This window comes from Amycolatopsis sp. La24, assembly GCF_029087445.1.
GTDB classification, from domain to species: domain Bacteria; phylum Actinomycetota; class Actinomycetes; order Mycobacteriales; family Pseudonocardiaceae; genus Amycolatopsis; species Amycolatopsis nivea.
Window position 1 is genome coordinate 279,732 of sequence record NZ_JARACH010000001.1, and the last position, 23,862, is coordinate 303,593.

At 71.3% G+C, this 23,862-nt stretch carries 25 protein-coding genes; 13 read left to right on the top strand and 12 right to left on the bottom strand.

Features of this window, described 5'->3' with window-relative positions:
- Positions 1-3 precede the first annotated feature (3 nt).
- The 4 genes from PUT80_RS01425 (at position 4) to mptB (ending at position 5,246) form a co-directional block, all read left to right on the top strand.
- Positions 4-1,032 (top strand): ABC transporter permease, encoded by a 1,029-nt coding sequence (locus PUT80_RS01425; RefSeq protein WP_037805958.1) that lies wholly within the window; start codon positions 4-6, stop codon positions 1,030-1,032.
- Positions 1,029-1,946 carry an ABC transporter permease gene (locus PUT80_RS01430; RefSeq protein ID WP_275290808.1) on the top strand — a complete coding sequence of 306 codons (918 nt, stop codon included), beginning with the start codon at positions 1,029-1,031 and terminating at the stop codon, positions 1,944-1,946. Before PUT80_RS01425 ends, PUT80_RS01430 begins: the two co-directional genes overlap by 4 nt.
- On the top strand, positions 1,943-3,595 hold the full coding sequence (locus PUT80_RS01435) for an ABC transporter ATP-binding protein (RefSeq protein ID WP_275290809.1): 1,653 nt from the start codon (positions 1,943-1,945) through the stop codon (positions 3,593-3,595). The genes PUT80_RS01430 and PUT80_RS01435 overlap by 4 nt, the downstream gene beginning before the upstream one ends.
- Before the next feature lie 91 nt (positions 3,596-3,686).
- Positions 3,687-5,246: a polyprenol phosphomannose-dependent alpha 1,6 mannosyltransferase MptB gene (mptB, locus tag PUT80_RS01440; RefSeq protein ID WP_275290810.1), complete on the top strand. Its 1,560-nt coding sequence runs from the start codon at positions 3,687-3,689 to the stop codon at positions 5,244-5,246.
- A gap of 42 nt (positions 5,247-5,288) precedes the next feature.
- Here mptB and PUT80_RS01445 read toward each other — a convergent pair whose 3' ends face one another.
- The 4 genes from PUT80_RS01445 to PUT80_RS01460 form a co-directional block, all read right to left on the bottom strand.
- Positions 5,289-6,098 carry a hypothetical protein gene (locus tag PUT80_RS01445; protein WP_275290811.1) on the bottom strand — a complete coding sequence of 270 codons (810 nt, stop codon included), beginning with the start codon at positions 6,096-6,098 and terminating at the stop codon, positions 5,289-5,291.
- A 103-nt stretch (positions 6,099-6,201) separates the two neighbouring features.
- Complete coding sequence (locus tag PUT80_RS01450) at positions 6,202-6,807, bottom strand: short chain dehydrogenase (RefSeq protein ID WP_043838809.1); 606 nt, start codon at positions 6,805-6,807, stop codon at positions 6,202-6,204.
- On the bottom strand, positions 6,804-7,673 hold the full coding sequence (locus tag PUT80_RS01455) for a helix-turn-helix transcriptional regulator (RefSeq protein WP_275290812.1): 870 nt from the start codon (positions 7,671-7,673) through the stop codon (positions 6,804-6,806). The genes PUT80_RS01450 and PUT80_RS01455 overlap by 4 nt, the downstream gene beginning before the upstream one ends.
- Before the next feature lie 61 nt (positions 7,674-7,734).
- Complete coding sequence (locus tag PUT80_RS01460; RefSeq protein ID WP_275290813.1) at positions 7,735-9,288, bottom strand: hypothetical protein; 1,554 nt, start codon at positions 9,286-9,288, stop codon at positions 7,735-7,737.
- 106 nt (positions 9,289-9,394) lie between these two features.
- Here PUT80_RS01460 and PUT80_RS01465 point away from each other — a divergent pair, with 106 nt between their 5' ends.
- The gene (locus PUT80_RS01465) at positions 9,395-9,865 is read left to right on the top strand and encodes a nuclear transport factor 2 family protein (RefSeq protein ID WP_167754298.1); all 471 of its coding nucleotides are present in this window, start codon (positions 9,395-9,397) and stop codon (positions 9,863-9,865) included.
- A 340-nt stretch (positions 9,866-10,205) separates the two neighbouring features.
- Here the strand turns inward: PUT80_RS01465 and PUT80_RS01470 are convergent, their stop codons facing one another.
- The 6 genes from PUT80_RS01470 to PUT80_RS01495 are packed head-to-tail and all read right to left on the bottom strand — an operon-like array spanning position 10,206 to position 14,952.
- Positions 10,206-10,394, bottom strand: coding sequence for a hypothetical protein (locus PUT80_RS01470; protein ID WP_134732244.1), 189 nt, complete (start codon positions 10,392-10,394; stop codon positions 10,206-10,208).
- A gap of 2 nt (positions 10,395-10,396) precedes the next feature.
- The gene (locus PUT80_RS01475) at positions 10,397-10,987 is read right to left on the bottom strand and encodes a hypothetical protein (RefSeq protein WP_275290814.1); all 591 of its coding nucleotides are present in this window, start codon (positions 10,985-10,987) and stop codon (positions 10,397-10,399) included.
- Position 10,988: 1 nt separating this feature from the next.
- Positions 10,989-11,663 (bottom strand): hypothetical protein, encoded by a 675-nt coding sequence (locus PUT80_RS01480; protein WP_275290815.1) that lies wholly within the window; start codon positions 11,661-11,663, stop codon positions 10,989-10,991.
- A gap of 45 nt (positions 11,664-11,708) precedes the next feature.
- Complete coding sequence (locus PUT80_RS01485) at positions 11,709-12,122, bottom strand: TIGR03668 family PPOX class F420-dependent oxidoreductase (RefSeq protein ID WP_275290816.1); 414 nt, start codon at positions 12,120-12,122, stop codon at positions 11,709-11,711.
- Positions 12,123-12,124: 2 nt separating this feature from the next.
- Positions 12,125-13,024: an LD-carboxypeptidase gene (locus tag PUT80_RS01490; RefSeq protein WP_275290817.1), complete on the bottom strand. Its 900-nt coding sequence runs from the start codon at positions 13,022-13,024 to the stop codon at positions 12,125-12,127.
- Positions 13,021-14,952: a prolyl oligopeptidase family serine peptidase gene (locus tag PUT80_RS01495; protein WP_275290818.1), complete on the bottom strand. Its 1,932-nt coding sequence runs from the start codon at positions 14,950-14,952 to the stop codon at positions 13,021-13,023. The genes PUT80_RS01490 and PUT80_RS01495 overlap by 4 nt, the downstream gene beginning before the upstream one ends.
- A 130-nt stretch (positions 14,953-15,082) precedes the next feature.
- Between PUT80_RS01495 and PUT80_RS01500 the strand changes: the two genes are divergently transcribed.
- The 3 genes from PUT80_RS01500 to PUT80_RS01510 are packed head-to-tail and all read left to right on the top strand — an operon-like array spanning position 15,083 to position 17,366.
- The gene (locus tag PUT80_RS01500) at positions 15,083-15,658 is read left to right on the top strand and encodes a DUF3090 domain-containing protein (protein WP_037805986.1); all 576 of its coding nucleotides are present in this window, start codon (positions 15,083-15,085) and stop codon (positions 15,656-15,658) included.
- Positions 15,659-15,666: 8 nt separating this feature from the next.
- On the top strand, positions 15,667-16,476 hold the full coding sequence (locus PUT80_RS01505; protein ID WP_275290819.1) for an SCO1664 family protein: 810 nt from the start codon (positions 15,667-15,669) through the stop codon (positions 16,474-16,476).
- Positions 16,477-16,487: 11 nt separating this feature from the next.
- A complete protein-coding gene (locus tag PUT80_RS01510; RefSeq protein ID WP_275290820.1) occupies positions 16,488-17,366 on the top strand; it encodes a phosphotransferase in 879 nt (292 codons plus the stop codon).
- Between the two features lie 55 nt (positions 17,367-17,421).
- Here PUT80_RS01510 and PUT80_RS01515 read toward each other — a convergent pair whose 3' ends face one another.
- Positions 17,422-18,414 carry an aldo/keto reductase gene (locus tag PUT80_RS01515; RefSeq protein WP_275290821.1) on the bottom strand — a complete coding sequence of 331 codons (993 nt, stop codon included), beginning with the start codon at positions 18,412-18,414 and terminating at the stop codon, positions 17,422-17,424.
- Positions 18,415-18,575: 161 nt separating this feature from the next.
- Between PUT80_RS01515 and PUT80_RS01520 the strand changes: the two genes are divergently transcribed.
- The 5 genes from PUT80_RS01520 (at position 18,576) to PUT80_RS01540 (ending at position 22,347) form a co-directional block, all read left to right on the top strand.
- A complete protein-coding gene (locus tag PUT80_RS01520) occupies positions 18,576-19,382 on the top strand; it encodes a DUF3097 domain-containing protein (protein ID WP_037805991.1) in 807 nt (268 codons plus the stop codon).
- Positions 19,383-19,474: 92 nt separating this feature from the next.
- Positions 19,475-19,909, top strand: coding sequence for an NfeD family protein (locus PUT80_RS01525; RefSeq protein WP_037805993.1), 435 nt, complete (start codon positions 19,475-19,477; stop codon positions 19,907-19,909).
- A 53-nt stretch (positions 19,910-19,962) separates the two neighbouring features.
- Positions 19,963-21,372 carry an SPFH domain-containing protein gene (locus PUT80_RS01530; protein ID WP_134661838.1) on the top strand — a complete coding sequence of 470 codons (1,410 nt, stop codon included), beginning with the start codon at positions 19,963-19,965 and terminating at the stop codon, positions 21,370-21,372.
- Positions 21,373-21,568: 196 nt separating this feature from the next.
- Positions 21,569-21,778 (top strand): hypothetical protein, encoded by a 210-nt coding sequence (locus PUT80_RS01535; RefSeq protein ID WP_275290822.1) that lies wholly within the window; start codon positions 21,569-21,571, stop codon positions 21,776-21,778.
- Positions 21,775-22,347 carry a dihydrofolate reductase family protein gene (locus PUT80_RS01540; RefSeq protein ID WP_275290823.1) on the top strand — a complete coding sequence of 191 codons (573 nt, stop codon included), beginning with the start codon at positions 21,775-21,777 and terminating at the stop codon, positions 22,345-22,347. Before PUT80_RS01535 ends, PUT80_RS01540 begins: the two co-directional genes overlap by 4 nt.
- Before the next feature lie 22 nt (positions 22,348-22,369).
- On the opposite strand, the gene PUT80_RS01545 is transcribed toward PUT80_RS01540, so the two are convergent.
- The gene (locus tag PUT80_RS01545; protein ID WP_275290824.1) at positions 22,370-23,713 is read right to left on the bottom strand and encodes an MFS transporter; all 1,344 of its coding nucleotides are present in this window, start codon (positions 23,711-23,713) and stop codon (positions 22,370-22,372) included.
- Positions 23,714-23,862: the final 149 nt, after the last annotated feature.

Here is a 23,862-nt window from a genome sequence, read left to right on the forward strand (position 1 = left end):
ACCGTGAGCCAAACCCTCGCGCCCGACCAGGCCGCGGTGCTCGCCGACCCCGACGAGCACCGCGGCGGGACCGGGACCCTCCGGTTCGTCCTGACCAAGATCGCCGAGGCGGTCGCCAGCGTCTTCCTGGTGATCGTCCTCGGGTTCTTCCTCTTCCGCCTGCTGCCCGGCGACCCGGTCGCGTTCATGGCCCGCGAACGCCCGACCGACCCCGGCCAGATCGCCGAACTGCGCGAACGGCTCGGCATCGACAAGCCGATCCTCGCGCAGTTCGGGAACTACTTCGCCGGCCTCTTCCAAGGCGACTTCGGCGAGTCCTACATCGAACGCCGCCCAGTGCTGGACATGATCGGCGAACGGCTGTGGCCGACCGTGCTGCTCGTCGGCAGCGCGACGATCCTGGCCGTCGCACTCGGGCTGTGGCTCGGCATCCGCGCGGCGTGGAAGCGCGACAGCTTCTTCGACCGCGCGCAGACCGGGATCGCGCTGACGCTCTGGTCGGTCCCGCAGTTCTGGCTCGGCCTGCTGCTGCTCGTCGCCACCAACGGCCTGTTCCCCAGCCGCGGCATGCATTCGCCCGACGCCGGACCCGGCTTCTTCGCCCAGAGCCTCGACGTGCTGCACCACCTGATCCTGCCGTGCCTGACGCTGCTCGCGGTGTTCTACGCGCAGTACATGCTGGTGATGCGCTCGTCGCTGCTCGGCGAAATGAACGCCGACTACCTCACCACCGCCCGCGCGAAAGGCCTCCGCGACGACCTCGTCCGGCGGCGGCACGCGGTCCCGAACGCGCTGCTGCCCACCGTGACGCTGATCTTCATGCAGTTCGGCATGGTGGTCGCCGGCGCGGTCACCGTGGAAGCGGTGTTCAGCTGGCCCGGACTCGGCCAGCTCACCTACGACGCGCTGCACGGCCCGGACCTGCCGGTGCTGCAAGGGGTTTTCATCGTCCTCGCCAGCGCCGTCGTCCTGATGAACCTGTTCGCGGAGCTGCTCTACCGCGTGCTCGACCCGAGGGTGCGTGCCGCATGACCACCGCCTCGCCCGCCGCCGAAAGCGCCCGCGCGATCGCGTGGCGCCGCCGCCGCGCCGGAATCGCCCGCACCTGGCACGAGTTCGCCACCCAGAAAGCCGCGCTCGCCGGGCTTTTCCTGCTCGCGCTCACCGTCCTGCTCGCCATCGCGCTGCCGCTGATCAGCGACTCCAGCGGGCTCGACGTCACCCGCGTCACCGGAAAACCGCTCAGCCCGCCGGACGGCGAATTCTGGCTCGGCACCGACATCGACGGCCGCTCCGTGCTGCTGATGACGTTGTGGGGCACCAGGATCTCGCTGCTCGTCGGGTTCTGCGCGACCGTGCTCAGCGTGTTCATCGGCACCCTGATCGGCATCGCCGCCGCGCACTTCGGCGGCTGGGTGTCGGCGGTCCTGCTGCGGTTCACCGACTTCTTCCTGGTGCTGCCGTCGCTGGTGCTGGCGATCGCGCTGTCGGCCGTGCTGCCGCGCGGGATCTGGACGATCGTGCTCGCCATCGGCGTCACCGCCTGGCCGAGCACCGCGCGACTGGTCCGGGCCCAGACGCTCACCATCGAAAGCCGCCCCTACATCGAACGCGCCCGCGCGCTCGGCGGCGGCCACCTGCACGTGATCGCCAAGCACGTGCTGCCCGGCGTCGCCCCGCTCGTGCTCGCCAACACCACGCTCGTGGTCGGCAACGCGGTCATCGCCGACGCCACCCTCTCGTTCCTCGGCGTCGGCGACCCCACCTCGATCTCCTGGGGCGCGATGCTCGAAACCGCTCTCAACAACGGCGCGGTCACCCGCGGCGCCTGGTGGAACCTGCTCCCGCCGGGCATCGCGATCGTGCTCGTCGTGCTGATGTTCACCCTCGTCGGCCGCGGGCTGGAAACCGTGCTGAACCCGCGGCTCAAAGGACGGCACTCGTGACCGCGCTGCTCGAACTGAAAAACCTCGGCGTCACCTACCGCACCGGCGGCGGCGACGTCCCCGCGGTCCGCGGCGTCGACCTGACCCTCGACGCGGGCGGCACGCTCGGCGTCGCGGGGGAGTCCGGCTCCGGCAAATCCACCGTCGCGATGAGCGTGCTCCGGCTCCTGCCGCGCAGCGCGAAGATCACCGGCGAGATCCTGCTCGACGGCGAGAACGTCAACGACATGCGCTGGGGACGGCTGCGCACGGTCCGCTGGGCCGAGGCGTCGGTCGTGTTCCAGGGCGCGATGCACGCGCTCAACCCGGTCCGCCGCGTCGGCGAGCAGATCGCCGAACCGATCCGGCTGCACGCGCCCGAGGGCAAAACCCTCTCCGAAGCGCAGGTGCAGGCCCGCGTCACCGAACTGCTCGAACAGGTCGACCTGCCGCGCTCGCGGGCGGGCGCGTACCCGCACGAACTGTCCGGCGGCCAGAAGCAGCGCGTGATGATCGCGATGGCGCTGGCCTGCGAACCGCGGCTGGTGATCGCCGACGAGCCGACCACCGCGCTCGACGTCATCGTGCAGGCCCAGGTGCTGTCCGTGCTGTCGAAACTGGTCGCCGAACGCGGCATCGGGCTGATCATGATCAGCCACGACCTGTCCGTGCTCGCCGCCACCTGCGAGCGCATCGCGGTGATGTACGACGGCGAACTCGTCGAGGAACGGCCCAGCGCCGAGCTGATGGCCTCGCCGCAGCACGACCACAGCAAAGCGCTCGCCGCGGCCTTCCCGACGGTCGGCGACCCGGTCTCGCGCTACGCCCCGGCCACCGCGACCCCGCTGCCGCCGGAACCGGAGGAACGCGCCGGCTCCGACGACGCGCCGCTGCTCGCCGCCGAGAACCTGCACGTGTCGTTCCGCGACCGCAAGGGCAAGCGGATCCACGCGGTCAACGGGGTGGACCTGGAGGTCCGCCGGGACGAGATCGTCGCGCTGGTCGGCCAGTCCGGCTCCGGCAAGACCACCCTCGCCCGCACCCTGCTCGGCCTGCAGAAACCCGACTCCGGCACAGTCCGCTACGCGGGCAAGCCGGTGCCCTCGTCCGGAGCCGGGCTGCGCGCGTACCGGCGGGAAGTCCAGCTCGTGCTCCAGGACCCGACGAGCGCGCTGAACCCGGCCCACACGGTCTACGAGGCGGTCGCCGAAGGCCCCCGCATCCACGGGCTGCCGAACGAACGCGACGTCGTGCTCCAAGCGCTCGAATCCGCCGAACTGCGCCCGCCGGAGAAATACCTCGACCGGCTCCCGCACGAACTGTCCGGCGGCCAGCGCCAGCGCGTCGTCATCGCCGGAGCCCTCGCGCTCGAACCGTCCCTGCTGCTCGCCGACGAACCGGTGGCCTCCCTCGACGCGTCCGTGCGCGGCGAGATCCTCGCGCTGCTGCTCCGGCTGCGCCGCCGGCTCGGCCTCTCCGCGCTGGTCATCACCCACGACCTCGGCCTGGCCTGGAACATCGCCGACCGGGTCGCGGTGATGTACCGCGGCGAACTCGTCGAGACGGGTACCGTCGAACAAGTCCTGCTCGAACCGCGGCACGAGTACACGAAGTCGCTGCTCGCGGCGCTCCCCGGGGGCACCGCGCAGCGGACCGCGGCCGAACGCTGACCGCGGCCCCTCCCCGGGCGCGCGCCGAACCGGCCGCGCCCGGAGCCCGTGCGGGCCCAGCCGACTGCACCCGGTAATCTTCTGGATCGAAATGGCCACTACTACCGACGACGCGCAGCCGAACGCCGGCACTCTAGACCGGCAGTTCCTGACGCCCGCGCGCTTCCCCTACCGGACCATCGCGATGGGCACGGTCGGAAGCGCCCTCCTCATGCTCGCCGCGCTCGGCGCCGGCGGCATCCTCATCCGCGACCCCGTCCTCGGCCACGGCCCGCTCTCGTGGGTCCGCTACGGCCACGGCCGGGCGCTCGCCAACGCGCTGCTCTACAGCGGCTTCGGCCTCGTCGTGTGGGCGTGGGTGCGGCTCGGCCGCTACGCGCTCGCCGGGCGCATCGGCAGCAAGCCGATCCTGATCGCCGCGCTGTGCTGGATGGCGCCGCTGATCGTGTCGCCGCCGCTGTTCACCCGCGACGTCTTCTCCTACCTCGGCCAGGGCGCGCAGCTGCTCTACGGGCTCGACCCGTACGCCAACGGCCCCGCCGAACTGCCGGTGCTGCCGAACGTCGTGCAGAACGTGCACCCGCTGTGGCAGACCACGCCCGCCCCGTACGGGCCGCTGTTCCTGCTGATCTCCAAGGGCATCGTCGCGATCACCCAGGACCACATGATCGCCGGCGTCATCCTCACCCGGGTCGTGCTGCTCGTCGGGCTCGGCATGACGCTGTGGGCGCTGCCCCGCCTGGTCAAGCACCTCGGCGGGAAGCTCCCGGTCGCGCTCTGGGTCGCGGTCGCCAGCCCGATGATGGTCATCCACCTCTTCGGCGGCCCGCACAACGACCTGATGATGCTCGGCTTCCTCACCATCGGGATGCTCGCCGCGCTCGAGCGCAAGCACGTCCTCGCGGTCGTGCTCGTCACCGTCGGCATGCTGATCAAGCCGACCGCCGCCGTCGCGCTCCCGTTCATGGTCTGGATGTGGGCCGCGGACATGAAGGGCCCGTCGAAGACGAAGAACTTCTTCAAGGCCGGGGCCGCGTCCGTCGGGCTGTTCCTGCCGGTGTTCGTCGTCGGCACCTGGCTCTCGCTCGGCTCGCTCAACCTCGGCTGGTGGTCCGGCCTCAAGGCCCCGCAGCTCATCACCAACTGGCTGAACTTCCCCAGCGGCATCGGCGAGGCGGTCTACAACCTCGTCCACCTCATCGCCAACGTCCAGCCCTCGCCGTTCGTCACCGTCGCCCGCGCCATCGCGATGGTCGGCCTCGTCGTGTTCGGCGTCCGCCAGTGGTGGCTCGCCCGCGGCGGCGGCAAGGAAGCCGTCTATCGCGCCGCGATCACGCTGCTGGCCGTCGCGATCCTCATGCCGCCGACCCTGCCGTGGTACCTCACCTGGGGCTTCGTGCTGATCTCCGCGTTCCCGTGGGAACGGCGGAACCTGTCGGCGATCGTGGCGATCTCGGTGTTCGTGACGCTCGTGTACTACCCGACCGGCGAGCAGGCGCTCTACGACTGGTGGTTCATCGCGATCGTCGTCGTGGTCAGCCTCTACGCCGCCGCGTCCCTGCTGCGCCCCGACCCGCTCGGCCTCGTCGCCGCCTGGCGGAAGCCCAAGGACGAGGAATTCCTCCCGGAAACCCCCGCCAAATCCTCCTGAGCCGGTGGTCCCGGTCCCGCACCGGGACCACCGCACCCGGGGCTACGCGCGGTTCGCGCGGTAGTTCCGGAACAGCAGGTACGTGTCGAGAATGTCCGCCGGATCGCTCTCGACCGAACGGTAAATGCCCCACTTCGGCCGCACGTAGTCGCCCTGGTCCGGCAGCTTCACCCCGGTCTTGCGCCCCTGCGCGGCGATCGGCGCGCCCGCACCGGCGCCGCTGCGGATCACGCACGCCGCCGCTCCCGCCTCGCCCGGAGTGAGCGTCCACTCGACCGTGATCCACTTCTCTCGCAACGGAGCCAGCTTCGCCGCCGCGATCGACGGCGAACCCGGATTCGCGTACGCGCGAGCGGAAATCATCTCCACCCCGCCGTCCCGGACCAGATCGAGCGTCACCCACGGCCCGTCGTTCGTCGCCGGGGTCTTGGTCTGGAAGATGTGCGTGAACCGGCTCGTGCCGTGCAGGCTCGCCGGAATGAACATCTCGTAGGACAGCGTCCACGTCTCGCCGTCGCGCATCTTCAACGCGGAACCGTTCTGCACCATGCCCTTCGTCTCGGTCCGCTGCCGATCCCCGCCGCCCGTGGTGTCGCGGTCGTCGCGCCAGATGGTGAACCGGTAGTGATTCCCCTCCACCACCACGTACTTCCGGTCCGGATGCAGACCGCCCCGATCCGCCTCGACGCCCTCGAACGCCTTAAGCCCGTCCTTCACCGGATCGGGATGCCACAACGGACTCGCGGCAGCGGCGAAACGGGCCAGCGGCCCGGCCGAGAGCGGGACAGCGAGGGCTGCCCCGGCGATCGTGCGCAGCGCCGCACGGCGCGGGAAACCACGGGAATCCGGCATCGCGGAGTGTCCTTTCCGAACAGGAACGAAAGGGGCACATCGGCCGGCGGCGCAGTACATCCGATGTCTGGTGAGTCAAAGGTAGGAGTCCTGCCGAAGGCGGTCAAGCGTAGGCCCGCACGACCGTCCCCGTGCGGTCGCCTTCGACGCAGTCCACGTAGTGCCGCACCAGTTCGTCCATCGGGACCGGGCGCATCCCCGGGAAATGCCCGCCGAACTCGTCCGCCGAATCGCCGACCATCGTCGGGCTCACCGCGTTGACCCGCATCCCGCGCGGCAGCTCGATCGCCGCCGACAGCACGAAACTGTGCAGCGCCCCGCTGATCACCCCGCCGCCGGTGACGTGCGGCCACGCCTCGTCAGCGAAAATCCCGGACGTCAGCGTGAACGAAGCGCCGTCCGCCGCGCGATGCTGCCCCTGCAGGACCAGCTCGACCTGACCGTAGAACTTGGCCCGCATGTTCTCGTGCAGCTCCGCCGACGTCAGCTTCGCGAACTCGTCCAACGCGCCGTGCGCGGCGATGCTCACGACCGCGTCCACCGCACCGACCTCGCGGTACATCGCCGCGATCGTCTCCGGCTCGGCCAGATCGACCCGCACCTCGCCCGACGTCCGCCCGGCCACCACGACGTCGTGCCCGCGCGACCGCAGCTCCGGCACCAGCCGTTTTCCGATCGTCCCGGCCCCGCCGACCACAAGAATTCTCATCGCACCTTCTCCTTCGCCAAGGGTTCCGCACAGCTGCGGGCCAGCAACGCGAGCGCGTCGGCGTCCGCGGCGCCCGGCAGCGCGTAGAACAGGCCGAGCTGCTGATCGTCGTCCGGCAGCGTGACCGTCTCGTTCGCGAGCGTCAGACGTCCGACCACTGGATGGTCGAGTTCGCGCACGTAGTACGAGCAGGTCCGGACCGGCCGCTTCGCCCACATCCGCGCGAACTCCGGGCTCTCCACGGCCAGCCGCCCGACCAGCTGTTCCAGCACCGGATCGTCCCGATGCCGCGCGGCCGCCTGGTGCAGCGCCGCGACGGTGACCGACGCCTTGTCCGCCCAATCCCGGTACAGCGCGCGATGATGCGGGTCGAGGAACAGCATCCGCGCGATGTTCGGGCGGATCCGCTCGTCCGGCGCGTCGAACGCGACGTGCCCGGCCAGCAGGGCGTGCCCGAGCCGGTTCCACGCCAGCACATCGGCCCGGTGATCGACCACCACAGCCGGCATGGCGGGCATCGCCGCGAGCAAATCCCGCACCGCGGGCCTGAGCTTCGTCCGTCGGGACCGCGGCCGAACCGCCCGCCGCGGCGCCGCGAGCGCCCGCAGATGCTCGTGCTCGGCCGGATCCATCCGCAAGGCCGCGGCCAGCGCGTCGATCACCGCGTCCGAGGCACTACTGCTGGCCCCTTGCTCGAGCCGCGTGTAGTAGCTGACGCTGACCCCGGCCAGCTCGGCCAGTTCCTCCCGGCGCAACCCGGGAACCGCGCGCCGCGTGCCGCCCGGCGCGATGCCCGCGGCCTCCGGCGTCAACCGCTCGCGACGGCTGCGCAGGAAACCGCCGAGTTCGTTGCTTCCGTTGCTCACCAGGCCATCCTGGCGCGCCGCCGAGCCCGCCGCCTGCCCCTGACCGGGATACCCCGCGGTGTCAGAACATCTTGCTCAGCACGTCGTGCCAGGCGGTGACGGTCTGCGCGAGCTGCGCCCCGCTCTTGGCGGCCTCGGCCACCGCGCTCAACGCCAGCTTCGCCCGGCCGCGCTTCTGCTTCTCCCCGGGTTCAGCAGCCGCCTCGGCGATGTCCTTGACGTGGTAGAGGAGTTCCTCGCGCTCGTCCTCCGGCAGATCCGGATCCTCGCGCACCGCGGCCGAAAGCGCCTCGATCGCCTCGGCCAGCCGGTCGTCCCGTCCGGCGACCGGAGCCAGCACGGTCGTGATGTCCCGCACCGTGCTGTTGAGAATGAAGTTGCTGTGCGTCACGTCGCCGCCGATTTCGATGCGGTGGCCGGACTGCGGCGCGGAATCCCGTTTGTAGTCGGCCATGTTGCCGAGCACCTCCGTCAGATAGGCGAGAGCGATGGTGACGTAAGCCAGGTAGACGCGGGCGAAGCCGCCGTGGCTGAGCTGGCCGGTGTTCCACTGCGCGACCCACGGGAACCCCTCGGTGCCCCTGGCCAGCCGGCGGCGGATCTCCTCGGTCACGAACCCGTCCAGCACCCCGCCGTCCAGCTGCCAGCCGGAGCGGAACTTCGCGGGCCACGACCCGGTGAGCGCCCGCTCCCGCAGCTTGGCGGTGTCCGCGAGGAACTCCCGGAGGTCCTGCTCCATCGCCTCGCCCGTCACGTGGTCTTTGAACCGCGCTTCCTTGGGCCGGTGCATGAGCGGAAGCAGCTTGGGCCGGGGGAGCGCGGCCAGCCCGTCCGCGACCGCGACGAGCGCGGCGTGCAGGTCGCCGAGAAGGGATTCCCATTCGCCGGGCGGCAGGACCGCGATCCCCGCGCCGTCGTCGGCCCGCCCGTAGCGGGTCTGCAGGCTGTCGCGGAACCGCTGGGCCAGCGCGCCGGTGAGCGTCGCCAGCAGACGCTCGGCTCCCGGATGGATGTCCGATACCAGATTCCGGCGGGCGGCCGCCCACCCGAGCAGGTCCTTGACCTGCGCGACCACCTCGCGGGTCGGACGGGTGCCGCTGCGCTCCGGCCCCCACCAGACGTTGTAGCGGCCCCAGTCTTCCTCTTCCTGGAAGTACCGCCCCGGTTCGCACAGCCGCTCGACCGGCGGGCGCAGCGCCTTCGCGCGGGCGCGGGCTTCCTCGGCGATGCGGACCGGGATCGCCGCGAGCACGTCGCGGATCGCCCGCCGGGCACTGTCGGCGTCGGACACGGCTTCGCGCACCGTGCCGTCCAGCGACAGCTTCAGCGGACCCGGAGGCCGGGCGTCGGGCAGCTTGGCCGCCCGGGTCGCGCGCTGCCATTCGGTCGCCCGCGAATACCGCTCGCTGCGGGTCTTGTCCTTGGCGGACTTGGCGTTCGCCGCGACCGTCGTCTTGTTCTTTTCATACGCCTTCGACGCCAGCCACAGCCCGCCGCCGATCAACGCGATCCAGACGACGACGTTGAACCCGCCGGTCACCGCGTGGTCGACGTCGCTGTTGACCGCCGCGGCGATCAGCACCACGACGATGACGACCGCGATCGCACACCCCAAAACGCCCCCCGCCCGGCCCGCACCGGGAGTGCGACCGCCGTCACAGCATGATGCCACGACCGGCCGGCGCGGGACGATGACAGCGGAACCCCGAGGGGAGAAGCCGGTGCAGGAACACGAACTCGACGCCTTGCTCGCCACGTCCCGCATCATCCGCACCTTCAACAGCTACTACCGCGCGGTCGACGAGCGGCAGTTCGACGCCCCTCGCTTCCAGCGCATCTTCGCGCCGGACGGCAAGATCGTGCGCCCGGGCGGCGCCGAAATCGCCGGACCGGCCGACATCGCGGACAGCCACGCCCGCAGCTTCGCCCGCTTCGAGGCGAGCCAGCACCTGCTCACCGGCCACGACGTCGACCTCGACGGTGCCACCGCCGAGGTGCGGGCGAATCTCGTGGCGATCCACCTGTGGAAAGACCGCCCGGTCACCGTGCGGATGGGGGACCGCGCGTTCACCGCGGGCGGCGTCGTCACCGCGGACCTGCGAGAAACCGGGAAAGGCTGGCGCATCACCGAAGTCCGCACCAGGATCCTGTGGCGGACCGGCTATTTCGGCGACCTGGCGCAGACCCGCTGACGGCGTCCGCGAACTGGCCGCAGAACCCGAGCTGCGGATCAGCGGCGCCGGGGACCGGGCCTTCACCGTGAGCTCGGCGTCGTCGGGCAGGCCTTTGCCGTGCGAGGAGAACCGGGTCACGACCGCGAGATCGTGGTCCCCGGACACCGTTTTCCCGCAGCCGAGCGCCTTGTCCAGCGCGGAGACGACCTGCTCGCCGGTATCGCCCGCGTACTCGGCGAGCCGCTGCCGGATCCACAGAGTGTCCTTTGTGGAGTACGCCTGCGCGCCGTCCCGCGCGGCCGCGTCCCAAGAAAGATCGCCAGCTCCCGGCTCCGCGTGACGACCCCGCGAGCACCGGTCAGCGCTTGAGCGCCCGGTACCGGTTGACCAGCGCGGCGACGGTCGCGTGGTCCGCATGGCGGTTGAGCGCGGCCACCAGATCGTCCGGGCACCGCTGGAACGCCTCGCCCCACCAGCGGCGGGCCCGGTTGTCCCAGACCTGGTACCCGCCGGGCACGCCCCGCGCCACGTAGCGCCGTTTCGCCATCGTCAGTCCCGGTCGAACGCCGCGGCGAACATCGGGGCCAGTTGCTTCAGCTTGGCCTGCAGCACCGGCGCTGCGACGCTGCTGCTGCCGGTCCGGACGGCGAGCAGCCGGTCTCCGCGGCCGAGCACCAGCACGCAACTGGTCAGCCTCGGCTCCCGGAACCGGCGGCAGAACGCCAGGTGCCGGTCGGCGAGACCGGAAACGGAGAACCGCGTGGCCAGATCGGGGTACTTGCTGCAGCTCAGCGACTCCTCGAGGACGGTGACCATCTGCTCGCCGGAGTACCCCTCGTACTGCGCAGCCAGCTGCCAGACATCCAGCTCCCCGGCGCTGGCAGTCGCCTGCACGTTGCTGCGCAAGGCGGACTCCCACGGCTGCTTGCCCTCGCACGCCGCCACGACGTGCAGCGGCGTGATCCACTTGACGGCAAACGACGACGGAGCCTGCTTCTGCTTGGCGCCCGCCTCGCTCAACTGCTTCTCGTCCGGCAGGTATCGGGTGAGCTCGTCCGCGGAAGACGACGCGGGGGGAGGGGAGCTCGCGCAACCTCCGGCGAGCAGGACGAGCCCCAGCAGCGTGATGAGCCTTCGCACGTCAATCCTGGTCGAACGCGGCGGTGAAGGTCGGAGCCAGCCGCTTCAGTTCGGCTTGCTGTTCCTCGGCGCTCGCGAGCCAGCCAGCGGCGGTGAGCGCGAGCACGCGGTTGCCGTGCGCGAACACCAGGACGCACCCGGCCACCCGCGCGTTCAACTGACCGCAGAAACCGAAGTGCGGGTCCGCGACCCCGGCGACCGAAAACCGCGACTTCACCGCCAGCCGCCGTCCTTCGACCACCGCGCTCCCGCAGTCCAGCGCGGTACGGAGACCGGAAACGACCTGCTCGCCGGAGAAACCCCGGTACTCCGCGAGCAGTTCGTCGATCTGCATCTGGTCGGTCACGGACACCGCCTGCACCCCGTTCTGCGCGGCGGAATCCCACGGCTGGTCCGCGCCGCACGCCCGCACGATGCGCAGCGAAGTGCCGGGGGAGACGCGCGTCCGGTGCTGCTGGATGCGGACCCGGGCCGCGGACAATTGCTCATCGCTCGGCAGATACTTCGTGAGGTCTTTCGCGACCGGAGCAGCCGAAGCCGAAGCGGACACCGGCGCAGAACTGGTCGCCGAACTGGACGGCGGGCCCGCACTCGGCGCCGAAGGCGCTGCCGGGGTTTCCGCGGCACAGCCCGCGACCAGCAGGACAAGACCGGTCACCGCGACGGAAATACGCATGATCCCCCCCATTCGGGAGAAAGATCGCCGGACTCCGGTCCAGCGTTACGACCCCGCCCAGCCCCGCCAGGCCCGCACCTCGGTCACCACCACCGCATGCTCCGGCGGCCGTTCCGCGTACTGCGGATACTTCGCGGCCAGCCATTCGACGTACGAGTCCCGCGAAGCATCGGCGACCACCCGCGCCACCCCGTCCGCGCGCGCCCACCACAAGCGCGACCAGTCCTCGTCGTACTCGTCGACCAGGAACGACACCACCGGGTTCTCCGCGATATTCGCCAGCCGCCGCAACGACGTCGTGGTCTTCGGCTTGTGGTCGACCGCGAACACCACCGTGTCCTCGCGCACCGCGAACGTCACCGGCACCAGATGCGGGACCCCGCGACCGTCCACTGTGGCCAGCCGGGCCACCCGCGCCGCGGCGAACCGGGCCCGGGTTTCCACAGTGGACAGTCGCATGCTCAGTCCAGCGCGGGGGAGTCGAGGGTCAGCGTGCCCAGTTCGGTGTCGAGCGAGGCCGAAACGCCGAGCGGCACCGTCGGCGACCCCGCCACGTGCCCGAAACCGAACCCGCTCAGCACCGGGACCCCGAGCGGCGACAACCGTTCCGCCAGCAGCTCGCGGACCTCCGCCGGGTCGCCGCACGCGGCCCACGAGCCCAGCACGATCCCGCGCGCGCCCTCGAACCAGCCCGAGCGCAGCAGCTGCGTCACCATCCGGTCGATCCGGTACGGGCTCTCGGTCACGTCCTCCAGCAGCACGATCCCGCCGCGCGCGGAGCCCTGCTCGGCCGTGCCGATCCCGGACGCGAGCAGCGACAGGTTCCCGCCCACCAGCACGCCCAGCGCGCGGCCGGGCACGACCACGTCCGGCTCCCGCGCCCGCAGCACCCGCGCGTGGTCCGGCTCGAACAACGTCCGCCGCAAGTGTTCCGCCGCGGGCTCGTCGAACAGCACGCTCGCGGGCATCGGCGAAAGCAGCGACGCGAGGCCCAGATGCGTGTGCACGGCCCGGTGCAGCGCGGTCACGTCGCTCGACCCGGCCAGCACCTTCGGACCGGCGGCCCGCAGCGCCGCCCAGTCCACCAGATCGATCATCCGCTGCGTCCCGTACCCGCCGCGCGCCGCCAGCACGCACCGGACCTCCGGGTCCAGCCACGCCTCGGCGAACTCCGCCGCCCGAGCCTGGTCCGGCGCGGACAGATACGACCCGCCCGAAGCCCGCACCCCGGCCCCGACCCGCACCTTCACGCCCCAGCTGCCCAGCACCGGCAACGCGGCGTCCAGCAGATCCTGCGGCACCGGCCCGGACGGCGCGACGAGCGCGACCGTGTCCCCAGCGGAAAGTCTCGCGGGCCTCATCGGGACAGCTCCAGCCGCGGCACGTCCGGCGTTTCGAAGCCGAACACCTGGCCGTAGAAGGAAAGTTCGGCCTCCAGCGCGGCGACGATCGTCTCCGCCTTCCGGAACCCGTGCTGCTCGCCCTCGAACCGCAGGTACGCGTGCGGGATCCCGCTGCCGTCGATCTCGGAGACGAACCGGTCCGCCTGCTCCGGCGGGCAGATCTGGTCCTCCAGGCCCTGCAGGAACAGCACCGGCCCGGCCAGCGCGCCCACGTGCGTCATCGGCGAGCGCTCCCGGTACCTCTCGGCGGCCTCCGGATACGGGCCGACCATGCTCACCAGGTACTGCGATTCGAAGTCGTGCGTTTCCCCGCCCTCGCCGGTCCATCCGGTGAAGTCGAGGATCGGGAACTTCACCGTCGCCGCCGCGTAGGTGCGGGTCATCGTGATCGACGCGGCCGAGGTGAACCCGCCCGCGCTGCCGCCCCGGATGCCCAGCCGGGCCCGGTCGGCGATGCCTTCCGCGACCAGCGCTTCGGCGACGGCCGCGCAGTCGCGCACGTCCACCACGCCCCACTGCTCCCGCAGCCGCTCGCGGAACGCCCGCCCGTATCCGGTGGAGCCGCCGTAGTTCACCGCGACCACGCCGATGCCGCGGCTGGTGAAGTACGCGAAGTCCAGGTCCAGCGATTCGTCGCTGTGCCCGGTCGGCCCGCCGTGCACATGCACCACGTACGGCGGCAGTTCGCCTTCCGGCGCGGCGAAGTCCGGGTTCGTCGGCGGGAACACGTACGCCGGGATCTCCGCGCCGTCCGGTCCGGTGAACACGCGCTCCTGCGGCACCGGCAGGTACTCCGCGGGCGGCAGCGAGGCCGGCTGCGGCGCGAGGGCGCGCCACTTCCCGGTGTCCGGGTCCAGCACCACGACCGCGCTCTCGTGCCGGGGCCCGCCCGCGATCCCGGCGATCCCGTCCGGCGTCGCGGCCAGCCCGCTCGACGACCACACGGTCAGCTCGGTGTCGACGCGCGTCACCGAACCGTCGCTCTCGTCCAGAATCGCGAGCTTGCCGGAGTCGAGGACCGCGTGCTTCCCGCCGCCCAGCGGAGCGAACCAGCTGGTGCCTAGCTTCCACATCGGCCCGCCCAGCTCGCGTTCCGCCGGCGCCAGGTTCGCCACCGAACCGTCGAGCCCGACCCGGTGCAGGTTCCACCAGCCGTCCGGGTCGGCGAGCACGAGCAGCTGGTCCGCGGACTCCCACGCCACCTGGCACACCGCGACTTCCGGCCCGCCCGCCAGCACGCGCGCGTCCCCGAACGACCCGTCCGCGGCCACCGGCGCGACGAACAGCTCGGTCCCGTCCCACGGCATCGCCGGGTGGTCCCACGCGAGCCACGCGGCGTGCGCGCCGTCCGGCGACAGCTGCGGCGCGGTGAAGAACCGGTGCCCCTCCACGAGCACCCGTTCGGCGGAGCCGTTCAGCGGGATCGCGACCAGCTCGCGGGAGATGTCCGTGCGCCGCGGCCCGGTGCTGCGTTCGCGGACCGCCCACACCTCGCCCTCGCGCCCGGGCCGGAGATCGCCGTACCGGACGCCCTGCGGCGTGGCCGGTTCCGGCGTCAGCGGGGCGACCTCGCCGTCCTTGAGCGCGTACACCCGCTGATCGGCCCAGTGCGTGAACACCACGACGCCGCCGACCGCGAGCCACGGCCGCCCGCCGTACTCGTGCACCCGGTTCCGGACGTTCCACGGGGCGGGCAGCACGTCCTCGACGCCGCCGCCGGGAAGCGCGCGCACGAGCGCGACCCGGCCGCCTTCGGCGGGCCGCGCCTCCGCCCACCAGAGCGCGCCGTCGACCGCGGCGAGCCATTGCGCGCCGCCGCCTGCGGCCGCGGCGTCGGCCGCTGTGACGGGAGAGGTCCAGGTTCCATGAGGAGAGATGCGAGGCACCCGGAAAGCCTAACGAGGATCCGCTGCGTGTCCGGATCCGCACGCACCGCGCAGGAAACGCGCGCGAAGGTCCCTCAACCCGGGGCGGCGGATGCCGATCATGCGTCCGTGGCCTAGGGTCGAAGACGCTATGTCACGCGTAATCCACGTCTTCCGCAAGCCCGACCGGTTCGTGGCCGGCACGGTCGGCGAGCCCGGCGACCGCACCTTCTACCTCCAGGCGACGGAGGACGTGCGGACGATCAGCGTCACGATCGAAAAACAGCAGGTCGTCGTCCTCGCGGAGCGGCTCGGGTCGCTCCTGGAGGAAGTCGCCAGCCGGTTCGGCGCCGACGTGCCCAGCCACGCCCCCGACGACGAGGTCGACACCGACCCGCTCACGGTGCCCGTCGAGGAGGAGTTCCGGGTCGGCACGATGGGGCTCGGCTGGGACGCCGACTCCGGCGCGGTCGTCGTGGAGCTCCTCGCGATCACCGAGGGCGAGATCGACGAGACCGTCGTGCTCGACGACACCGAGGAAGGCCCGGACGCGGTCCGCGTGTTCCTCACCCCGGTCGCCGCCCGCGCTTTCGCCGAACGCGCCGACCGCGTCGTGAACGCCGGCCGCAAGCCGTGCCCGCTGTGCGGCGAACCGCTCGACCCGGCCGGGCACATCTGCCCGCGGCAGAACGGGTACCGGCGCGACGTCGACGTGACCGAGGACTGAGGGCGGCCGTGGCGAGCACCGCGCCAGGACCTGCCGACCCCGCCGCCCGCGATTTCGTCTCCCGCGGGCGCATCGACGTCGAAGGCAGGCTCGTCGACGCCTCCAACGTGACGCTGTTCTGCGCGATCGAACTCGACGGCGTCACCGGCCGCGTCGTGTACAAGCCGGTGTCGGGGGAGCGGCCGCTGTGGGACTTCCCGGACGGCACGCTGGCCGGCCGCGAGGTCGCGACCGCGATGATCTCCGACGCCTGCGGCCTCGGCACGATCCCGCCGACCGTGCTGCGCGACGGCCCGTTCGGGCCCGGCATGGTCCAGCTGTGGGTCGAGACCGACGAGGACGCCGAAGTGGTCGACGTCTGCGCGCCCGACGAGGTCCCCGAAGGCTGGCGCACCGTGCTGCACGCGCACGACCGGCTCGGCGAACCGGCGGTGCTCGTTCACGCCGACCACCCGGACCTGCGCGAACTCGCGGTCCTCGACATCGTCGTCAACAACACCGACCGCAAGGGCGGGCACCTGCTGGCCGGCACCGACGGCCGGGTCTACGGCGTGGACCACGGCATCTGCCTGCACACCGACCCGAAGCTGCGCACCGTGCTGTGGGGCTGGATCGGCGAGGACCTGCCCGAGGACGCCGTCGAGAAACTGCGGAAGCTCCGCGCGGACCTCGACGGCCGCCTCGGCGCGGAACTCGGCGAACACCTGACCGCCTTCGAGATCCGGGCGCTCTCGCAGCGCACCGACTACCTGCTCGCCGAGGCGGTGTTCCCCGAGCCCGGCGACGACTGGCGCGCGATCCCCTGGCCGCTGTTCTGATGGCGGAATCCATGGACACCGCCCTGATGGACGCGGACGCCCGCGCCCGCCTCGTCACCCGGTTCGGCCCCGTCGCCGAAGCCTGGTGCGACGCGCTGCCCGCACTGGTCGACCGGCTCTGCCGCCAGTGGGGCCTCACCGTCTCCGAGGCCCGGCCCGGCAACACCGGCCGCACCCTGCTCTGCCGCGACGGCGAGGGCGCGCTGAAGGTGCTCAAACTCTGCCCGGACCGCGCGATCGCGACCGCCGAGGCGACCGCTCTGGGCTCCTGGGCCGGGCTGTCGCGGGTCGTGCAGATCCTCGACGCCGACCTCGACCACGGCGCCGTCCTGCTCGAAGGACTCGAACCCGGCGACACGTTCACCGGACGCGGCGCCGACGTCCCCTGGGACCAGATCGGCGAACTGCTCGCCGACGTGCACGGCGTCCCCGCCGCCGGGCCGTTCCCGACCCAGCTCGAACGCGTCCGCTTCATGTTCGGCCTCGCCGAGCAACGCCTCGCCGGATCCCCGGCCGAAGCGCACCTGCCGCTGGAAGCGCTGCGCACCGGCCTCGCCCGGTCCGAGAAACTGGCGGCCAGCGGCCCGATCGCCCTCGTGCACGGTGACCTGCACCCCGGCAACGTCCTGGACGCCGGACCGGAACGCGGCGCGGTCGCGATCGACCCGCGCCCGTGCGTCGGCGATCCAGCTTTCGACGCCGTCGACTGGGCGGTGCTGCCGATGGCCCACGGCGGCGCCGTCGAGGACGGGATCGCCGAGCTCCCGCACCTCGACGGCGACCGGGTCCGCGCCTGGTGCGTCGCGCTCGCCCCGCTGGTCGCGATGGGCCCGCTCCGCCGCGGCGGACCGACGCCGTTCACGGACGCGGTGCTGCGGATGGCTCGCTGAGCCGGACCGTCCGACCCGAAGACTCCTGCCGGGCTGAACCCTCGCGACCAAGCGGCTAGCCCCGGGCGACCTCAGCGGTGTGCGCGGGGGTGTAGCGCTCGCCCTTGACCTGGTCGCTCAGCGGCTCCAGCGCGGCCAGCGCCTCGGCGTCCAGAACGATCTCCAGCGCGGCCGCGTTCTGCTCCAGCCGGGCCGGGCTGCGGGTGCCTGGAATCGCCGCCACCGCCACCCCGAGCCGCTCGGCCTGGGCATACACCCAGGCCAGCGCCACCTGAGCCGGCGTGGCGCCCAGCCGGTCGGCCACCTCGCGCACGGTCTGCGCGATCTTCTCGTTGGCGTCGCCCTCCTCGCCGGCGAAGCGGGGATTGGTGCGCCGGAAGTCCTTCTCGCCCAACGCGGAGCGGTCCAGGGCCCCGGTCAGGAACCCCCGCCCCAGTGGCGAGTACGGCACCAGCCCGACTCCCAGCTCGGCCATCACCGGGGTGACCGCCTCGACGTCGCGCGTCCACAGCGAGTACTCGCTCTGCACCGCGGCGATCGGATGCACCGCGTGCGCCCGGCGCAGCAGCTCGCCGTCGACCTCGGACAGGCCCAGATGCCGGACCTTGCCCGCCTGGACCAGTTCGGCCATCGCCCCGACGGTCTCTTCGATCTCCACGTCCTGGGGCGGGCGGTGCGCGTAGTACAGGTCGATCACGTCGACGCCCAGCCGCAGCAACGACGCGTCGCACGAGCGCAGCACGAAGTCCCGGGCGCCGCGGATGCGCCGCGCGCGGTCGCCGGCGCTGCGGTCGATGCCGAACTTCGTGGCCAGCTGCACCTGGTCCCGGCGGCCGTGGACGGCGCGGCCCACCAACACCTCGTTGTGCCCGGCACCGTAGGCGTCGGCGGTGTCCAGGAACGTGACGCCCAGCTCCAGGGCCCGGTCGATGGTCGCGAGGCCGCCGTCCCAGTCGGAGGCGCCGTAGCTCTCGCTCATCCCCATGCACCCCAGTCCCATCGCGCTGACGCGAAGACCGGACGAGCCGAGCGTGGTTCGGGTGATCATGCGGTTGCTCCTCCTGCCCGGCGGACCCGGGCGGCACCTCGACGGCTGACGTCGCCGACGCTAGGAGCTGGAGCGCGCTCCACGTCAAGCCGGCGCATCGGCCGCCCGTCCCCGGCGTGGCGGCGGGACGCCCCGGCGCTGCGCCGATAACGTGCCCGACCGTGCGCTATCACGACGTGCTGTCCGGCCCCCGCAAGCGGAAAGTGCCGGAGGTCCCGGCCGAACCAGGGCTCGTGGTCGAAGACCCGGCCAGCGGGTACTGCGGCGCGGTGGTGAAGATCGAATACGGCAACGTCGTCCTCGAGGACGCCAAGGGCCGCCACCGGGTGTTCCCGCTCGCGCCCGCCGCGTTCCTGCTCGAAGGCAAACCGGTCACGCTCGTGCCGGTCAAGAAGACCGCCGCCCCCGCGCGGCAGGTTTCCGCGTCCGGCTCGGTCCGCGTGCAGGGGCTGCAGGCCCGGGTCGCGCGCGATTCCCGGATCTGGGTCGAGGGCAAGCACGACGCCGAACTGGTCGAACGCGTCTGGGGACACGACCTGCGCGTCGAGGGCGTCGTCGTGGAACCGCTCGACGGCGTCGACGTGCTCGCCGACCGGATCGCCGAATTCGGCACCGGACCCGGCCGCAGGCTCGGCGTCCTGGTCGACCATCTCGTCGCGGGCAGCAAGGAATCCCGGCTGGTCGGGCAGATCCGCGACGAGCAGGTGCTGGTCACCGGCCACCCGTACATCGACGTCTGGCAGGCGGTGAAACCCGCGTCGGTCGGCATCCGCGCCTGGCCGGAGATCCCGCGCGGCGTCGAGTGGAAGACCGGCATCTGCGACGCGCTCGGCTGGGGCGAACCGTACGAGGGATGGCAGCGTGTGCTCGCCGGGGTGCGCAGCTTCCGCGATCTCGAAACGCCGCTGATCGGCGCGGTGGAACGGCTCATCGACTTCGTGACCGAACCGGGTGACGACGCTCCGTAGTGTCCGGTATGCCGGAAAAATCCAAGGTCACGCGTCGGTCACGTCGAGTAGTTTGCCCGGTGCGAAACGACGCGATCTGAGAGCATGAGGGCATGGCAGCGGCTCTGATCTGGCTGATCATCGGCATCGTCCTGATGATCGCGGAGGTGATCTCCGGGGACTTCGTGCTGATCATGCTCGGCGTCGGCGCGCTGCTCGGAGCCGGCTCGGAGGCGCTGACCGGCAACATCTACATCGACGTCGCCGTCTTCGCGGTCAGCTCGGTCGGGCTGCTCGCGCTCGCCCGCCCGGCGCTCAAACGCCGCTTCCTGGCCGGGTCGGCCATCCCCACCGGCATCGACGCGCTGGTCGGAGCCCGGGCCGTCGTGGTGTCCACTGTGGACTACGATGCCGGCCAGGTGAAAATCGGCGGCGAGGTGTGGTCGGCGCGCGCCGTGCACGAATCGCAGCCGCCGATCGCTCCGGGCACCAGCGTCACGGTCGTCGAGATCTCCGGCGCCACGGCCGTGGTGGACATCGTCTCGTGAGGTTCCGTCCGAGGAAAAACGGTACTAGGTAAGGGGAAACGCTCTTGTCGACAATAGCGATCGTCGTGGTCGCACTGCTGGCTCTGTTCGTCATCATCACGGTGGTCAAGGCGATCATGGTGGTGCCACAGGCCCAGTCGGCGGTGATCGAGCGGCTCGGCCGGTTCCGCACGGTCGCTTCGCCCGGCCTGACCTTCCTCGTCCCGTTCCTGGACAAGGTGCGCGCGCGGATCGACCTGCGCGAGCAGGTCGTGTCGTTCCCGCCGCAGCCGGTGATCACCGAGGACAACCTGACGGTGAACATCGACACCGTCGTGTACTTCCAGGTCACCGACTCGCGCGCGGCCGTCTACGAGATCTCGAACTACATCATCGGCGTCGAGCAGCTCACCACCACCACGCTCCGCAACGTGGTCGGCGGCATGAGCCTGGAAGAGACGCTGACCTCCCGCGACTCGATCAACACCCAGCTGCGCGGCGTGCTCGACGAGGCCACCGGCCGCTGGGGCATCCGCGTCGCCCGCGTCGAGCTGAAGGCGATCGAGCCGCCCGCCTCCATCCAGGACTCGATGGAGAAGCAGATGCGCGCCGACCGGGAGAAGCGCGCGATGATCCTCACCGCCGAAGGCCAGCGGGAATCGTCGATCAAGACGGCCGAAGGCCAGAAGCAGAGCCAGATCCTCGCCGCGGAAGGCCAGAAGCAGGCCGCGATCCTCGCCGCCGAGGCGGAACGGCAGTCGCGGATCCTGCGCGCGCAGGGTGAACGAGCCGCCCGCTACCTCCAGGCACAGGGCCAGGCGAAGGCGATCGAGAAGGTGTTCGCCGCGATCAAGGCCGGCCGCCCGACGCCGGAAGTCCTTGCCTACCAGTACCTGCAGACCCTGCCGCAGATGGCGCAGGGCGACGCCAACAAGGTCTGGATGATCCCGAGCGACTACGGCAAGGCCCTCGAAGGCTTCGCCCGCGCACTCGGCGCCCCGGGCGACGACGGCGTGTTCCGGTACGAACCGCCCAAGGACGACACGCCCGCCAAGCCGGACCTCGACGACGACGAGGTCGCCGGCTGGTTCGACACCACCAGCGACCCGAAGGTCGCCGAGGCGGTCGCCGCCGCGGAAGCGGTGGCGCGCAAGGAAGTAGAGGGCCCGCTGGGCGCGTCCTCGGGCGAGTCGCGCCGGGCGATCGGCGGGGCTCCGGCGAAGCGGGAGGCTCCCGAGCCGGTGCAGGAGGAAGAGCCGCCCGCACCGCCGGAGCGCCCGCAGCCGAGTGCGCCGCCGCCTGCTCAGCAGCAGCAGTCGCTGCCGCAGCCGCAGCCCCCGGCCGGGCCGCCGCAGGGCGGGCCGTACCAGGGCCCGCCGCCGCAGCAGTTCGGCGGACCGCAGGGCCCCGGACCGGGCAGCGGACCGTTCCCGCAGCAAGGCCCGTTCGGCGGACCGCAGGGCGGACCGCCGCCGCAGCGCTGATCACGTCACACACAGGGGCTGCCACTCCGATTTTCGGGGTGGCAGTCCCTTTTTTCTGTGCCTGCCGCCGGAAAAGAATCTCGCCCCCGGTTGTCGAATCCGGCGTGGCGCGTTCGACGCACTGGTGAGAGCGGCTCACCGCAAGGCCAGGCGCGACGGAGGCACCGTAATGCGGACATTGCACCTAGGACTGCGGGTGACCGACCTCGATCGGTCGCTGGCGTTCTACCCGGCGATCGGTTACGAGACGGGCACCGGCGTGAGCCACCTGGTCGTGCAGGTCGAGTCGATGGCCGACACGCTCGCCGCGCTGGCCGCCCGCCGGATCGAACTCGTCCAGTGGCCCGCTCACCACGCCGACGGCATGACCATCGTCGACTTCCTCGAAAAGGAGATCGGGAAATGAGCAGAACCCCAGTGCGGCTGTACATGTCCGTGTCCGTCGACGGATACATCGCCGGTCCGGACGACCGGCCCGGCCAGGAGTTCGGCCGCGACGGATTCCGGTTGTTCGACTGGCTCGACGACCGGGCGGAGGAGGGGATCAACGGGCAGGTGTACGCCGAGGCCTCCGCGACCGGCGCGGTGATCTCCGGACGCCGCACGTTCGAGCTGGCCAACCGGTGGCACGGCGACCACCACGACGGCGTCCCGATCCACGTGCTCACCCACCATGTCGACCCGGGCGACGTGCCGCCGGGCAGCGCGAAGTTCTACACCGACGTCAACGCGTGCGCCGACGAAGCCCGCGCCAAAGCGGGGGAGCGGCCCGTGCTGGTCCACGGCGCGGGCGCGGCGCAGGCACTCCTGGCCGCGGACCAGCTCGACGAGATCGAACTGCACCTGATTCCGGTACTGCTGGGCGCGGGACGGCGGCTGTTCGAACCGACCGGGCTCGGCCGCGTCGAACTCGAACCCGTGCGGCGGCTCGAAGGCCGCGGCGTCACCCACCTCCGTTACCGCGTAGTCCGGTGACGTCCGGACTACGCGGCTCTGGTCAGCGCGCGTACACGCCGACGTCGTCGATGTTGGCCTTCGAGCGATCATGCAGCGCGATCACGCACGCCACGGTCACCACGACCGACGCGACGATGTAAATCGAGATCGAGTACGGCGTGCCGGTGGTGTGCAGCAACCAGGTCGCCAGCAGCGGCGCGGGACCGCCCGCGAACACCGACGCCAGCTGATATCCCAGCCCCGCCCCGCCGTAGCGCAGATGCGTCGGGAAACTCTCGCCGATCAGCGCCGCCTGCGGGCCGTACTGCATCGAGTGCGCGACAAGGGACACGATGACGGCGAGGAAGATCATCCCGTGCCCGCTGTGGGTCAGGACCGTGAAGTACGGGAACGCGATCACCCCGGTCAGCACCGCGCCGGTCAGGTACACCTGTTTGCGCCCGATCCGGTCGGAGAACTGGGAAAACAGCGGGATCAGCACCAGTTCCGCCGCGGCCCCGACCAGGACCGCGTTGAGCACGAACGTTTTGCTGAACTCCGGTCGCTGCACGACATAGACCAGGACGTAACTGGTGAACAGGTAGAACGGCATCTGCTCGCTGAAGCGCAACCCGGCCGACAACAGGATTTCCCGCCAGTGGTGCCGGACCACGTCCTTCACCGGGGCTTTCGACGTGCGCTTGGCCGCGACCGCCGCGGCGAACATCGGCGTTTCCAGAATTCGCAGCCGGATGACCAGGCCGATCGCCACCAGCACCAGGCTCAGCAGGAACGGGATCCGCCAGCCCCACGAGGAAAAAGCTTCCGGAGACAGCGTCGCCGACAGCAGGGTCATCCCGCCGGTGCCCAGCACGAGCCCGACCGGGACGCCGACTTGCGCGAAACTCGCCAGCAGGCCGCGTCGTCGCTGGTCGCCCCATTCCATGGCCAGCAGCACCGAACCGCTCCACTCGCCGCCGATCGCGATGCCCTGCACCAGGCGCAGCAGGACGAGGATCAACGGGGCGGCGATGCCGATGGTCGCCGCGCCGGGAAGCAGGCCGACCACGGCCGAGGAAAGGCCCATCAGCAGGAGCGTCACGATGAGCGTCGCCTTGCGGCCGAGCCGGTCGCCCCAATGGCCGAAGATCGCCGCGCCGACCGGGCGGGCCGCGAAACCGACCGCGTAGGTCGCGAACGACTGCATCACCCCGGCGTAGGCCGACGACGCGGGGAAGAACAGATGGGGAAAGACCAACGCGGCGGCGGTGTTGTAGAGGAAGAAGTCGTACCACTCGATGGTGGTTCCGATCGACCCGGCCAGGGCCGCCCGGCGTACCTGCACCCGCCGGTCGCCGGTCGACGCTTGGACTGACTGGGTGACCTCGTTGTCGCCTAGAGTCATGGTCGTGCACCTCTCGTGACGGTCGTCACACTACAGTGTGAACGACTGGCAGAGGTTTGACGATTCCTGACGCCTGCTCCGGACGGGTTGTTTCCGCCCCTGCGGCACGCCGGACGGACCAGTATCGGGCGCCGCGCGGCCAGCACGCG